Origin of the sequence: Mesorhizobium sp. WSM4976, from assembly GCF_029625685.1 — a bacterium.
In the GTDB taxonomy this organism is placed as follows: domain Bacteria; phylum Pseudomonadota; class Alphaproteobacteria; order Rhizobiales; family Rhizobiaceae; genus Mesorhizobium.
The window spans coordinates 25,316-38,317 of the sequence record NZ_JARTVT010000027.1; the positions used below are offsets into that span (position 1 = coordinate 25,316).

A 13,002-nucleotide genomic window follows, 5' to 3' on the forward strand; every position below is an offset into this window, starting at 1 on the left:
CCAGGACGGAGCGTCCTGCCGCGCTTCTGCTGAAAAACTGCTGCAACCGGTCAAAGTCCCACTCCAATCCTCCGCTTACTATGATTGAAGGGATGTCTGGTGTTTCGTATGCGAGCTCCAACCCTGATCATTGGTGGAGTTGTCGATGCCCGCAGAAAGACTTCGTATCGGTGTGCTGTTCGGCGGACGCTCCGCTGAGCATGACGTGTCGCTGTTTTCGGCGGCCAACGTCATGGCCGCGCTGGACCCTGTGAAATACGATCCCGTTCCGATCTTCGTCACGCGCGAAGGGCAATGGCTGCTGAGCAGCTTCGAGAATGGCGCGCTGGCGACGCCATCCTCCGGCACACAGCTTTGCCTGGTGCCGGGCGGACATGGACGGATGCTGGCGATACCCGACAGCGGCGCAACCCACGACATGCCTCAAATCAATATCCTGTTTCCGGTGCTGCACGGTCTGCATGGCGAGGACGGAGCGGTACAGGGACTTGCCGAAGTGGCGCGCGTGCCCCTCGCCGGCTGCGGCATACTTGGGTCAGCCGCGGCCCTCGACAAGGACATCGCCAAGCGCCTGCTGAAGGCCGCAGGACTGCCTGTCGCGCGCTCGGTGACGATCGATGAAGGTGCGGCGCCTTCGCTTGCCGAACTGGAAGGCCAGCTCGGCCTGCCGCTGTTCATCAAGCCGGCGCGGCAGGGCTCGTCGGTCGGCGTCGCCAAGGTCAATGCCAGCCAGGAATTCGAGCGCGCGCTGACAGATGCCTTCCAGCACGACCGCAAGCTGCTGGCGGAGGAATTCGTCCGTGGCCGCGAGCTCGAATTCAGCGTGCTGGAGAGCCCCACGGGCGAACTTTTCGTGTCGCGGCCCGGCGAGATCGTGCCGGCGGAGAGCCACGGCTTCTACAACTACAACGCCAAATATATCGACGAGAACGGCGCGGCGCTCATAGTGCCGGCGAAATTGCCGCCGCAAGTCGAAGAGGCCATGCGAGGCGCAGCCGCAAAGGCATTCAGGGCGCTCGGCTGCGACGGCATGGCGCGCGTCGACTTCTTCCTGATGCCGGACATGAATTTCCTGATCAACGAAGTCAACACCATTCCGGGCTTCACCAACATCAGCATGTACGCCAAGGCGATGGCGGCAAGCGGCGTCAGCTACCCGGAGGTCATCGACCGCCTGGTGGCGCATGGCCTGGCGCGAGCCGGCAAGTGAGAACGCTCTGAGGATTTTAAGTCTCGTGCAACCAGTTGGCCGCCTCGCTCCTCACTCGGGCAGGCCGGCCTTGCGGAAACCGTCGACGAAATGCTCAAGCGTCGCATCGTCTCGAAACGGCTCCGTTTCGATCCAGCGCTGCGTGGAGAAATGCGGATTGCCGACGAGGAACAGCGCGACCTCGGTGCGCGCCTCCTCAAGGCGGCCGAGCTGAGCAAGGGCTGCCGCCAGGAACCGGCGCGAGCTGGTGCGGTAGGTCTCGTCGCGGCGCAGCGTCTCGACGGCGGCTTCGTAGTCGCCGGCCGCATACTGCGCCTGGCCGAGCGTCAGATTATACCAGCTCGGCGGAAACGGGTTGAGCCGGAACGCCTTGCGGATGTGCTCGAGACTCAAGTCCACCTGCCCGGCCAGCACCTCGATGTCGGACAGGGTCGCCCAGATATCCGCCTCGTTCGGGTCGAGCTCGATCGCCTTTGCGAATTCCACCTCGGCTTGCTCGAAATCGCGTTCATAGGCAAGCAGGTTCGCTAGCACCCAGCGGCAACCGGCGTCGTTGGGGTCGATCGCCACGGCCTTGCGCGCCAATTCGAGGGACGTGCTGCGGGCAGGCTCGAACGGCTCGCCCCAATGCACCCAGCCCATCCAGTGGTTCATGGCGAGCCACCGATAAGCCTCGGCGTAATCGGGATCGAGCGAGGCCGCGCGCGTCAGCATCAGATGCGCCTCGCGCGCCATCTGCGGCGACTCGTCGAACATTTTGCGCGCTCGCACGACGAGATCATAGGCTTCGAGGTTCTTCGGCCGGTTGCGCTCCGGCGACGCGCGCAGCCGGCCGAGCAGCGCTTCGACGATCTTGGCCGTCGCCTCGTCCTGGACCGCGAAGATATCTTCAAGGCTGCGATCAAAACGCTCCGCCCAGAGATGCTCGCCGCTCAGCGCATCGATCAGCTGTGCGTTGATGCGCACGCGTCCGGCGGCGCGCCTGGCGCTGCCCTCCAGCAGATAGCGCACGCCGAGTTCGCCTGCGATGGCGCGCACATCCATCGCTTTGCCTTTGTAGGCGAACACCGAGTTGCGGGCGATCACGAACAGGCCAGATATCCGGGAAAGATCGGTGATCAGGTCTTCGGTCAGGCCGTCGGCGAAAGAATCCTGGTCCGGATCGTTGCTCAGATTGATGAAGGGCAGCACGGCGATCGACGGTTTATCGGGCAGCGGCAAGGTCTTGCGCGTGGCGTCGGTCTGTTCGACGGTGCCTGTGAACCGGTAGCCGACGCGCGGCACCGTTGCGATCCACTCCCCGCCGCCGATCGCCGGACCAAGCAGCTTGCGCAACTGCGCGATCTGGACGGTGAGATTGCCTTCCTCGACGGCGGTGCCCGGCCAGGCCGCGTCCATAAGCTCTGCCTTGGCCAGGATTTCGCCGGGACGCGCGACGAGCGCCTCCAGCAGCTTCAGTCCGCGATGGCCGGCGGCAACGGGAACATCGCCCCGAAGCAGCGTTCCCGCGCCCGGATCAAGCACGAACGGTCCGAAAGCGAAGCGCGATCCCTGCATGCGGCGATCTATAGAGCAATTCCAGGAAAAGTGTGAACGGTTAAGTTCGGCGCCTTCGCCGTAATCTTCCGTACCGGAATTGCTTAAAAACAAAGGGATAGAGCGTTTCGCCGTTTCCGTGAAACGGTGAAACGCTCTGACCGATTTGGAAGTTTTGAGAACTATTTGGGAGGGCTTAATTACGCCGCCGGCCGCCTGCGGCACACTGCAATCTCGGTCAGGTCGAGGGCCTTTGGAACCCTCATTCGATGGAGGTTGCCATGAACGACAGCTTTGCGCCTTCCACATGTCTCGAGGCGGTATCGGGAATGCACATGGGCCGGCGGCGCTACAGCCTCGCAGCTCTACGCAGCCTCATCGCCGCGCGCCGCAAGCAGGCCTATTTCCGTTTCGAGCTCAAACGCCTAGCGACGGACAATCCGCATCTGATCGACGATATCGGACTGACGAAAGCAGAGGTCGAGGCGGAGATCACCAAACTGCCATTCTGGCAGAGATGAGGCCGCAACCGTCTTCATAAAAGACAGACAGAGAGCGGCCCATTGGATCGCTCTCTTCATTTCGCGACTGGCCGGACCTTACTTGGCGTTCGGGTTCGGCATCCAGGCCGGCATGGCGACATCGGCATGGGCGAATTGCGGCAGCTTGGCCGACAAGTCTTCCATGTTCTTGATGTCCTTGTCGATCAGCTCCTTCTGAGTAATCAGCGTCGGCGGCACGATGACGTTGTGGCCGGGATCCTCGCCGGCGAGCAGCTGCGCCAGGGCGCGTACCGAGACCTGGCCGACAACGGCGGGGTTGGTGGCGGCGGTGGCAGCCCAGGCACTATCCGGCTCGCGCATCGCGGCGATGTCGGAGGTCGAGATGTCGGCCGAGTAGATTTTGATCTTCTTGTTCAGACCGGCTTCGTCGACGGCGATCTTCACGCCCTTGGCGAACTCGTCATAGGGCGCAAACATCACGTTGATGTCGGGATGCGCCTGCAGCACTGAGCGCGCTTGGTTGGCGACGGAGTTGGCGATCGGGTTGTCGAGCGTGCCGAACTGGGCGACCTCGCTGATGCCCGAATATTTCTTCTTCACATCCACCCAGGTTTCGTTGCGGCGGTCGAGCGGGGCGATGCCGGCGACATAGACGTAACCGGCCTTCCAGCTCTCGCCATTGTCCTTGACCGCCTGCTCGAGCGCGAGCTTGGCCAGATCCTTGTCCGACTGCTCGATCTGCGGGATCTTCGGGTTCTCGACATTGACGTCGAAGGCGACGACCTTGATGCCGGCGTCGACCGCGCGCTGGGCGGCGTCCTTCATCGATTCCGTCAGGCCGTGCTGGATGATGATGCCCTGCACGCCGAGCGCGATCGCCTGGTCGACCATGTCGGCCTGGAGCGCGGCGTCCTGGCGGCTGTCGAGCACGCGGAGGTCGACGCCGAGCGCCTTGGCCTGCGCCTCGACGCCGGAGAGATAGGCCTGGAAGAAGTCACCGGTCGAAAGATAGCGCACCAGCGCGATCTTGACGCCCGGCTTGTCGAACGGCGCCGGGCGGTCCGCCGCCAAAGCGGTCCCCTGCATCAGCAGCGCCGCGCCGGCGAGGCCGAGCGCCGCCTTCCCCAAAAGTCTTCTCGTGATGCTCACTTTTTCCTCCGTTTGTGTTCTCATCAATCCCGGTCGAAACTATCTCTTGCCCCTGCCGGAAAGGGCGAAGGTGAAGACAAGGGCGACGACAAGCACCGCGCCCTTGACGAAATCCTGCGTGTAGTAGGGGGCGTTCATCATCGTCAGGCCTTGCAGCAGGACGCCGACGAACACCGCGCCGACGGCCGTGCCAAAGGCGTTGGGCTTGGCCGCGCCGAGCACCGCGTAGCCGATGAGCGCCGCCGCGACAGCGTCGAGCAAGAGATTATTACCCGAGGCGATGTCGCCGCGTCCAAGCCGGGCGGCGAGCAAAATCCCGCCGATCGAGGCAAAAACTCCCGAAATGACGTAGGCCCAGATCTTGTATGCCTTGACAGGCGCGCCAGCGAGTTCGGCCGCCCGCTCATTGCTGCCGACGGCATACATCATGCGGCCGAAGCGGGTGTATTCGAGGAAGAACCAGATCAGCACCGCGAGCACGACGAGCACCACCACGGAGACGGGGATCAGGTTCGGGATGAAGAAGTCGATGCGGTGGCGGCCGAGCGCCAGGAAGGTTTCGGAAAACTTGCCGTTGGCGACCGAGCCGTCGGGCATGGTCATGCCGGTGGCGAGCGAGCGTCCTTCGGTCGGAATGCGCTGCAGGCCGAGCAGCAGGAACATCATGCCGAGCGTGGCGAGCAGATCGGGCACGCGCATATAGACGATCAGCCAGCCATTGATCATGCCGACGATGACGCCGATGACCAGGCAGGCGATGACGGCGACAATGGCGTTCTGCTCCAGCACCACCATGGCGTAGGAAGCAGCCATCATGGCGGACGTCGCGACCGAGCCGATTGACAGATCGAAACCGCCGACAACGAGCGTCGCGGTGACGCCGAGTGCCAGCACGCCGGTGATGGCCACCGACTGGAAGATGAAGACAGCACTCTGCGGCGAGGCGAAGCCATCGGCTGCGATCGCAAAATAGGCGATCAACCCGACCAGCAGGACGATGAACCCGTAGCGGATGGCATAGTCACGCAATGTCATCGAACGCTCCCGCGCTGTTGCCCTCTCCGCCAAACTGGAACTCATGCCTGCACTCCAAGTCTCATCATCCGCACGATCTCACGCAGCACTATGCAGCGGTCCGCCGGCCACTTCCGCCAGCAGCCGGTCGAGGTCGACATCGGCATTGCGGTGCTCGCCGACGATCGTGTGTTCGGACATCACCAGGATACGGTCGGCAGTCTCCAGCGCCTCGTCGATCTCGGTGACGAAGATCAGCGTCGCGCGGCCGTCGGCGCTTGCCCTCAGCTTGGCCGCGATGTCGCGGCGCGCCGAAATGTCGACGCCCTGGAAAGGCTCGTCGAGGATGAAGAGGCGCGAAGCCTGAGACATCCAGCGCGCCACCATCACCTTCTGTTGGTTGCCGCCCGACAATGTCGAAAGCTCGTCCTTCTCCGAGCGGCAGACGATGCCGAGCTCGTCAATCTGGCGGCGGGCGGCGACGCGCTCGGCGCGCTTCTTCATGACGCCAAAGCCCGACATGCGCCTGAGGAATGGCAGGCTGATGTTGCGCTCGATGTTGAAGCCGCCGACGATGCCGCTCGCTGCGCGGTCCTTGGCCACCAGGAAGGCGCCGGCAGCGATCGCCTCGCGCGCCGAGCCCGGTCCATAGGGCTTGCCATCGATATGCATGGTGCCGGCAAGCGGCCTTCGCACGCCGAACAGGGTCTCGGCCAAGGCCGTCTTGCCGACGCCGACGAGCCCGGTGATCGCCACCACCTCGCCGGCGCCCAGCGTCATCGAGATCGGCTTCGACCCTTGCGCCAGCTGCAAGCCCTCAGCGGTGAAGACCGCTCGGGCCGAGCTTCTCGCCACCACCCTGTCGAGATGGATCTTGCGGCCGAGCATGGCGTTGACGGCGCCCTCATAGTCGAGAGGTTTCTTGTCGAAGGTGCCGGAGACGACGCCGTCGCGCATCGATACGATGCGATCGGCGAGCCGCCTGATGTCGGACATGCGATGCGAAATATAAAGGATGGCGACGCCCTGCCCGCGCAACCGGTCGATCAGCGAAAACAGCCGGTCGGCCTCGGCGCTGGACAGCGACGAGGTCGGCTCGTCGAGGATCAGGACCTTGGGCTGATGTGCCATGGCGCGGGCGATGGCCACCATCTGCCGGTCGGCCAGCGACAGATCGCTGACGCGCGCCTTGAGGTCGATTGTGAGCCCCATGCGGTCGGCGACAGCCCTGGCCTCGGCCCGGACATTGGCGGGCTTGAACAGCATCGACGCGCCTTTGCCGCTCAGCCGATCGAGCGTCAGATTGGTGGCAACATCAAGGTCGGCGACCACGCCGTCATTGATGTTCTGGTGCACGGTAACGACGCCGGCGCGAATGGCTTCGGCGGGGGTCTGCGGATCGAATGCCTTGCCGGCGAGCCGCATCGTGCCGGCACCGCGCTCGTAGACGCCGCTGACGATCTTGACCAGGGTGGATTTGCCGGCGCCGTTGGCGCCCATCAGCACCGTCACCTCGCCAGAATGCAGTTCGAGCGAGATGCCGCCAAGCACCTCGTTCTGACCGAAGGATTTCCTCAGGCCCTCCACATGGAACACGGCATCTGCGCCCATTCCTTCCTCCCTGGTCCGTGACGCTATGGGCTCATTCGTCAATTGTCAACACGATTGACATTTGCCAGAGCGCTTCCTAGCTTGGCCCCGCCGCCGTGGCTCCGCTATCGTCGGAGATCACGCGCAGGAGGGGAGAGCATGACCGGGAAGTTCGAAGCATTGTCGGTGGAAACTCTGCCGAAGCGTCTTGGCGAGACCGCGGCGCTGACCGATCGTATCGGCAAGGACGCCAGCCACTGGAAGGTGCGCGAGGTTGGCGACGGCAATCTGAACCTCGTCTTCATTGTCGAGGGCGATCAGGGCGCCGCGGTTGTAAAACAGGCGCTGCCCTATGTGCGGCTGGTCGGCGACAGCTGGCCGCTTCCCTTGAAGCGCTCCTTCTTCGAATATCATGCGCTGACCAGGCAGGAGCGCCGCGCGCCCGGCTCGGTACCGGCGATCTACCATTTCGACGAGACCCAGGCGCTGATCGTCATGGAATATCTGGCGCCGCCGCACATCATCCTCAGGCGCGCGCTGATCGACGGCCGTGAGCTGCCGAACATCGCGCGCGACATCGGCCTGTTCATGGCCCGCACACTGTTCCGCGGCTCGGATTTGTCGATGGTGACGAAAGAGCGCAAGGCCGATCTGGCGCTGTTCGCCGACAATGTCGAGCTCTGCGACATCACCGAGAACCTCGTGTTCTCCGATCCCTATTTCGACGCCAAGATGAACCGGCACACCTCGCCGCAGCTCGACGGCCTGGTGGCGGAGCTGCGCGCCGACCGTGATCTCAAGGTCGAGGCGCAGCGGCTGAAGCATCTTTTTGCCGCCAATGCCGAGACTATGCTGCATGGCGACCTGCATTCCGGTTCGATCATGGTGACCGACAGCGAGACCCGGATGATCGATCCGGAGTTCGCCTTCTACGGCCCGATCGCCTTCGATGTCGGCATGCTGCTCGCCAATTTCTGGATGGCCTTCTTCTCGCAACGCGGCCATGAGGATAAAGGCAGCAGGGACTCGATGCGCGCCTATCTGCTCGGCGTAACCGCCGAGACCTGGGCGACCTTCCGCGCCGAGTTCGCGCGTCTGTGGCGCAGCGAGCGCACCGGCATGCTCTACCAGAAAAGCCTATTCGAGGATCAGGGCGACAGGCTGGGTTCCGAACAGGCGCTCGACCATATGCTGCAATCCATCTGGACCGACCTGCTCGGCTTTGCCGGCATCGAGGTGCACCGGCGCATCCTTGGGCTGGCCCACAATGCCGATTTCGAGACCATTGCCGATCAAGACCTGCGCGCCAGATGTGAGGCCAAGGCTTTGCGCTTCGGCCGCCACATCGCCGTCAATCGGCGCCAGATCCACAGTATCGACGAGGTCAACAATCTGGCCGCGCTGATCGAACAGGAGAACAGGATTTGAACGTCGGCGAACGCCATTACCGCACCATCTGGCTCAGCGACGACAAGCGATCGGTCGAGATCATCGACCAGCGCTGGCTGCCGCATGAGTTCCGCATCGAGACGATCGGAACCGTCGCCGGCATCGCCACCGCCATCCGCGACATGTGGGTGCGCGGCGCGCCGCTGATCGGCGTCACCGCGGCCTATGGCGTCGCCATCCAGATGATGGACGACCCGTCGGACGAAGCGCTCGACGTGGTATGGGAGACGCTTCACAGGACCCGGCCGACGGCGATCAACCTGCGCTGGGCGCTGGACGAGATGCGGCGCTTCCTCAAGCCGCTCGCGCCGGAACAGCGCGCTGAGGCCGCATACCGGCGCGCCGCCGAAATCGCCGATGAGGATGTCGGATTGAACCGCGCCATTGGCGAGAACGGGCTCGCCATCATCAAGGAGATCGCGGCGAAGAAGCAGCCGGGCGAAACGGTCAACATCCTGACCCATTGCAATGCCGGCTGGCTGGCCACGGTCGACTACGGCACCGCGACCGCACCGATCTATCTGGCGACCGAGGCCGGCATTCCGGTGCATGTCTATGTCGACGAGACCAGGCCGCGCAACCAGGGCGCCCAGCTGACCGCCTGGGAGATGGCCGGGCACGGCGTGCCGCATACGCTGATCGTCGACAATGCCGGCGGTCATCTGATGCAGCATGGCGACATCGACATGGTGATCGTCGGCACCGACCGCACCACCGCCAATGGCGATGTCTGCAACAAGATCGGCACCTATCTGAAGGCGCTGGCCGCGGCCGACAATGACGTACCCTTCTATGTCGCGCTCCCCTCGCCTACAATCGACTGGACGGTCGCCGACGGGCTTGCGGAAATCCCGATCGAGGAGCGCTCCGGCGACGAGGTTTCGCTGGTCTGGGGCAAGACAGCCGACGGCAAGATCGCGCAGGTGCGTGTGTCGCCGGATGCGACGACAGCGGCCAACCCGGCCTTCGACGTGACGCCGGCGCGGCTGGTGACCGGGCTGATCACCGAGCGCGGCGTGGCGAAAGCCTCGCGCGAGGGGCTAAGGGCGATGTTTCCCGAGCGTGGGTAGTCTTCCCCGCCGAGAGACGTTTGGCAGGACACGAGATGCCCCGCCACGTCTCAAAGCTTGGGTTCCCCGCGCCCGCCAAAGGCGGGGCGAGGTGATCCTGGAGCGCGGCGGTCCGTCGCGCCCCCTCTGCCCCACCGGCCATGTCATCCTCTAGGGTCCTTCTAGGGGGAGTCAGGTAGTCGCTAGTTGACAGCACCTTCCTCCCCCTTCATACCTCCGCCGTCAATGTTCTCAGGGCGGGGTGAAAGTCCCCACCGGCGGTAAGGGTCTCGACCCAAGCCCGCGAGCGCCTTCCGGAAATGGGAGGGTCAGCAGATCCGGTGCAATTCCGGGGCCGACGGTTACAGTCCGGATGGAAGAGAACGTACGCAGGAGGCGGTCCGCTCGCGCGGGCCGGTTTTTGCGTCGTGCGTCCTGATTCTGGTTCGAAACGGAAGGAAGGACCCATGAATCAGCATTCCCCAAAAGACTATGAAACTCGCCGCGTCGCCGTCATTCGCGCGCGCTGGCATGCCGATATCGTCGACCAATGCGTGGCGGCATTCGAGGCGGAGCTTGCCGCGCTTGGCGGCTTTGCTGTCGAGATCTTCGACGTGCCGGGAGCCTACGAGATCCCACTGCACGCCAAGACACTCGCCGAGACCGGCCGCTATGCCGCGATCCTCGGCACCGCCTTCGTCGTCAATGGCGGCATCTACCGGCACGACTTCGTGGCGAGCGCGGTGATCGACGGGATGATGAATGTGCAGCTTGCGACTGGCGTGCCTGTGCTGTCGGCGGTGCTGACGCCGCACAATTATCATGACAGCGCCGAGCACCGCCGCTTCTTCCACGAGCATTTCACCGTGAAGGGCAAGGAAGCGGCAAAGGCCTGCGTCGAGATCCTCGCCGCGCGTGCCAGAATCGCGGCCTGAACCGCTTCGCAAGCGGCGCATCGGAACTAAACCGATTTGGATTTCAGGACCGCGACTTGAGTGGGTTGCGGTCCGTCGCAAATCCGGCCAGAAGCAGTTGGGCCGGGCTTCCGCCCAACCTGCTAAATCGCGCCTGCAACCAGATACGGGAGACTATTCGTTGGCTCGCATCACACTGAGACAATTGCTCGACCATGCCGCCGAACATGGCTATGGCGTGCCTGCCTTCAACATGAACAATATGGAACAGGGCCTCGCCATCATGGAGGCGGCCGAGGAGACCAAGTCGCCGGTCATCCTGCAGGCCAGCCGCGGCGCGCGCGCCTACGCCAATGACGTGGTGCTGGCCAAGCTGATCGACGCGCTGGTCGAGATTCATCCCGACATCCCGGTCTGCATGCATCTCGACCATGGTAATAACGAAGCCACCTGCGTCACCGCGATCCAGTACGGCTTCACCTCGGTGATGATGGACGGCTCGCTGAAGGAGGACGGCAAGTCGCCGGCCGACTATGCCTATAATTCCGGGATCACGCGCCGCGTCGTGGACATGGCGCATTGGGGCGGCGTGTCGGTGGAAGGCGAGATTGGCGTGCTGGGCTCGCTCGAGAGCGGTGGCGGAGAGCAGGAGGACGGCCATGGGCTCGAGGGCGCGATTAGCCACGACCAGCTTTTGACCGACCCGGTGCAGGCCGAGCAGTTCGTGCGCGACACCCATGTCGACGCGCTGGCGGTGGCCATGGGCACCAGCCACGGCGCCTATAAATTCTCGCGCAAGCCGGACGGCGCGGTGCTCGCGATGAACGTGATCGAGGAGATCCACCGCCGCCTGCCCAACATGCACCTGGTCATGCATGGCTCTTCCTCCGTGCCGGAGGAATTGCAGGAGATCATCAACAAATATGGCGGCCAGATGAAGCCGACCTGGGGCGTGCCGGTGGAAGAAATCCAGCGCGGCATCAAGCATGGCGTGCGCAAGATCAACATCGACACCGACAACCGCATGGCGCTGACCGGCGCGATCCGCAAGGTTCTGACCGAGAACCCGTCGGAATTCGATCCGCGCAAATATCTGACGCCGGCGATGGCTGCGATGAAAAAGCTCTGCAAGGAGCGCTTCGAGCAGTTCGGCACCGCGGGCAACGCCCCGAAGATCAAGCCGATCCCGCTGGCGGAGATGGCCAAGCGCTACAAGTCGGGCAGCCTCGACCCGAAATTCGGCTGAGCCGATCAATCTCCCGCGATCGGCCCATATCCCGGTCGCGGGCCCTGCCGAAACGCGGCGGAACCTCACGCCGACAAATCGGTTCCTGCTCAGACACCTTCCGCACCCATCCAAGGGAAGGAGCAGGTCATGAGCAAGGATCGCGACGACGAAGGGCCGGTCTTCTCCGGCCAGAATGCCCGGCAGGGCGAGATCATCCTGCGCACGCGCACACAGAGCATCATCTTCATCGCGGGGCTGGTGGGCATCGTGATTCTGGCGCTGCTGGTCAGCCTCGCGGCCCATTGAGGGCCGTCCGCTGCCAGTGTGACGGGCGCGCCAGCCAAGGAACCATCCTGGCCGAGTATAGTTGAACGTGCCAGATGCAAATGAGGCGCGGCGAGCTACGTTGCCCTGATAACCGATGTTTGAGCCGCTTTGCTGCGACATGCCGCTTCATCCGACCTGGTCGGACCTAGTCGGGCGGCTGCTGCTCACGCTGCTGGCAGGCTTTCTCATCGGCTTGAACCGCGAGGCGCGCGGCCATTCCGCCGGGCTGCGGACGACCATACTGGTCGGTTTGGCGGCCTGCGTGGCCATGATCCAGGCCAACATGCTTCTCGACGCCTCCGGCAAAGGGCCGTACTCGTTCGTGCGCATGGATGTGATGCGATTTCCGCTCGGCGTGCTCACCGGCGTCGGCTTCATCGGCGGCGGCGCGATCCTGCGGCGGGGCGATCTCGTCACCGGCGTCACCACCGCCGCCACGATGTGGATCATGACCATGATCGGCCTCGCCTTCGGCGGCGGCCAATACGGCCTCGGCGCGATCGCGACGGTGCTGACTCTGGTCACGCTGCAGGGGCTGAAATGGGTCGACCTCAAGATTTCGCGCGACCACAAGGCGATGCTTTCGGTCTCATGGCCGAACAGCTCGCCGCCCGACCTCCATGGCATGATACGGACACTCGGTTACGATGCCCGCCTCGTCGGCATGGAGCATGACGCCATCGGCAACCGTTTCGTGTTTTCCTTCCAAGTCCGATGGAAGCAGCCGGATGCGGACCAGCCTTCGACCGACGTGCTTGGCATGGTCGCCGAGCATTGCACGGTTGAGCGGTTCGAGGTGATCGGCGAAAAGCCCAGCTGAGCAGGGTTCACACTGCCCTGTTTGCGCGCCGGCGCGGGCCGCCGGAGGACAGCCGGCACTTCCATACCAGCCTGCTCGCTTTGTCGACCATGCCTTCGAGTGGCGTGAACGTCGTTCATTTTCTTTCTTGAACGCCGTTCACGATGTGCTATAGTGCGATCGTGAACAACGTTCAAATTAATGTATCTTACCTGAAACAGACCGGCGCCGATC

The 13,002-nt window shown here is 63.7% G+C and carries 12 protein-coding genes and 1 riboswitch; of the genes, 8 read left to right on the plus strand and 4 right to left on the minus strand.

Going from position 1 to position 13,002, the window contains the following annotated elements; all coding sequences use genetic code 11:
• Positions 1 to 145 precede the first annotated feature (145 nt).
• On the plus strand, positions 146 to 1,210 hold the full coding sequence (locus P9272_RS27810; protein WP_278162981.1) for a D-alanine--D-alanine ligase family protein: 1,065 nt from the start codon (positions 146 to 148) through the stop codon (positions 1,208 to 1,210).
• Positions 1,211 to 1,261: 51 nt separating this feature from the next.
• Here P9272_RS27810 and P9272_RS27815 read toward each other — a convergent pair whose 3' ends face one another.
• Positions 1,262 to 2,767 (minus strand): winged helix-turn-helix domain-containing tetratricopeptide repeat protein, encoded by a 1,506-nt coding sequence (locus tag P9272_RS27815; protein WP_278162982.1) that lies wholly within the window; start codon positions 2,765 to 2,767, stop codon positions 1,262 to 1,264.
• Between the two features lie 260 nt (positions 2,768 to 3,027).
• Here P9272_RS27815 and P9272_RS27820 point away from each other — a divergent pair, with 260 nt between their 5' ends.
• Entirely contained in the window at positions 3,028 to 3,267 is a 240-nt protein-coding gene (locus P9272_RS27820; protein WP_278162983.1) for a DUF1127 domain-containing protein, read from the plus strand.
• Positions 3,268 to 3,345: 78 nt separating this feature from the next.
• Here P9272_RS27820 and P9272_RS27825 read toward each other — a convergent pair whose 3' ends face one another.
• The 3 genes from P9272_RS27825 to P9272_RS27835 all read right to left on the minus strand — a co-directional run bounded on the left by P9272_RS27825 (position 3,346) and on the right by P9272_RS27835 (position 7,023).
• Positions 3,346 to 4,398 carry a substrate-binding domain-containing protein gene (locus tag P9272_RS27825; RefSeq protein ID WP_278162985.1) on the minus strand — a complete coding sequence of 351 codons (1,053 nt, stop codon included), beginning with the start codon at positions 4,396 to 4,398 and terminating at the stop codon, positions 3,346 to 3,348.
• 39 nt (positions 4,399 to 4,437) lie between these two features.
• Entirely contained in the window at positions 4,438 to 5,433 is a 996-nt protein-coding gene (locus P9272_RS27830) for an ABC transporter permease (protein WP_278162986.1), read from the minus strand.
• A gap of 78 nt (positions 5,434 to 5,511) precedes the next feature.
• Positions 5,512 to 7,023, minus strand: a complete 1,512-nt coding sequence (locus P9272_RS27835; RefSeq protein ID WP_278162987.1) for a sugar ABC transporter ATP-binding protein — start codon at positions 7,021 to 7,023, stop codon at positions 5,512 to 5,514.
• A gap of 138 nt (positions 7,024 to 7,161) precedes the next feature.
• Between P9272_RS27835 and mtnK the strand changes: the two genes are divergently transcribed.
• The 6 genes from mtnK (at position 7,162) to P9272_RS27865 (ending at position 12,789) form a co-directional block, all read left to right on the plus strand.
• Complete coding sequence (gene mtnK / locus P9272_RS27840; RefSeq protein ID WP_278162989.1) at positions 7,162 to 8,430, plus strand: S-methyl-5-thioribose kinase; 1,269 nt, start codon at positions 7,162 to 7,164, stop codon at positions 8,428 to 8,430.
• Positions 8,427 to 9,521 (plus strand): S-methyl-5-thioribose-1-phosphate isomerase, encoded by a 1,095-nt coding sequence (gene mtnA, locus P9272_RS27845; RefSeq protein WP_278162991.1) that lies wholly within the window; start codon positions 8,427 to 8,429, stop codon positions 9,519 to 9,521. Before mtnK ends, mtnA begins: the two co-directional genes overlap by 4 nt.
• Before the next feature lie 223 nt (positions 9,522 to 9,744).
• A riboswitch (FMN riboswitch) is annotated at positions 9,745 to 9,889 on the plus strand.
• Between the two features lie 78 nt (positions 9,890 to 9,967).
• Positions 9,968 to 10,435, plus strand: coding sequence for a 6,7-dimethyl-8-ribityllumazine synthase (locus P9272_RS27850; RefSeq protein ID WP_128258978.1), 468 nt, complete (start codon positions 9,968 to 9,970; stop codon positions 10,433 to 10,435).
• 160 nt (positions 10,436 to 10,595) lie between these two features.
• Positions 10,596 to 11,660, plus strand: a complete 1,065-nt coding sequence (fba, locus tag P9272_RS27855) for a class II fructose-bisphosphate aldolase (protein WP_128258979.1) — start codon at positions 10,596 to 10,598, stop codon at positions 11,658 to 11,660.
• 129 nt (positions 11,661 to 11,789) lie between these two features.
• Entirely contained in the window at positions 11,790 to 11,948 is a 159-nt protein-coding gene (locus P9272_RS27860) for a peptide ABC transporter permease (protein ID WP_278162992.1), read from the plus strand.
• A 115-nt stretch (positions 11,949 to 12,063) separates the two neighbouring features.
• On the plus strand, positions 12,064 to 12,789 hold the full coding sequence (locus P9272_RS27865) for an MgtC/SapB family protein (protein ID WP_278162994.1): 726 nt from the start codon (positions 12,064 to 12,066) through the stop codon (positions 12,787 to 12,789).
• Positions 12,790 to 13,002: the final 213 nt, after the last annotated feature.

Excerpts from the sequence above, each read along its gene's own strand:
- P9272_RS27810 (WP_278162981.1), top strand. The coding sequence starts at position 146 with ATGCCCGCAGAAAGACTTCGTATCGGTGTGCTGTTCGGCGGACGCTCC.
- P9272_RS27835 (WP_278162987.1), bottom strand. The coding sequence starts at position 7,023 with ATGGGCGCAGATGCCGTGTTCCATGTGGAGGGCCTGAGGAAATCCTTC.
- mtnK (WP_278162989.1), top strand. The coding sequence starts at position 7,162 with ATGACCGGGAAGTTCGAAGCATTGTCGGTGGAAACTCTGCCGAAGCGT.
- P9272_RS27860 (WP_278162992.1), top strand. The coding sequence starts at position 11,790 with ATGAGCAAGGATCGCGACGACGAAGGGCCGGTCTTCTCCGGCCAGAAT.
- P9272_RS27850 (WP_128258978.1), top strand. The coding sequence starts at position 9,968 with ATGAATCAGCATTCCCCAAAAGACTATGAAACTCGCCGCGTCGCCGTC.
- P9272_RS27815 (WP_278162982.1), bottom strand. The coding sequence starts at position 2,767 with ATGCAGGGATCGCGCTTCGCTTTCGGACCGTTCGTGCTTGATCCGGGC.
- P9272_RS27820 (WP_278162983.1), top strand. The coding sequence starts at position 3,028 with ATGAACGACAGCTTTGCGCCTTCCACATGTCTCGAGGCGGTATCGGGA.
- P9272_RS27865 (WP_278162994.1), top strand. The coding sequence starts at position 12,064 with ATGTTTGAGCCGCTTTGCTGCGACATGCCGCTTCATCCGACCTGGTCG.
- P9272_RS27830 (WP_278162986.1), bottom strand. The coding sequence starts at position 5,433 with ATGACATTGCGTGACTATGCCATCCGCTACGGGTTCATCGTCCTGCTG.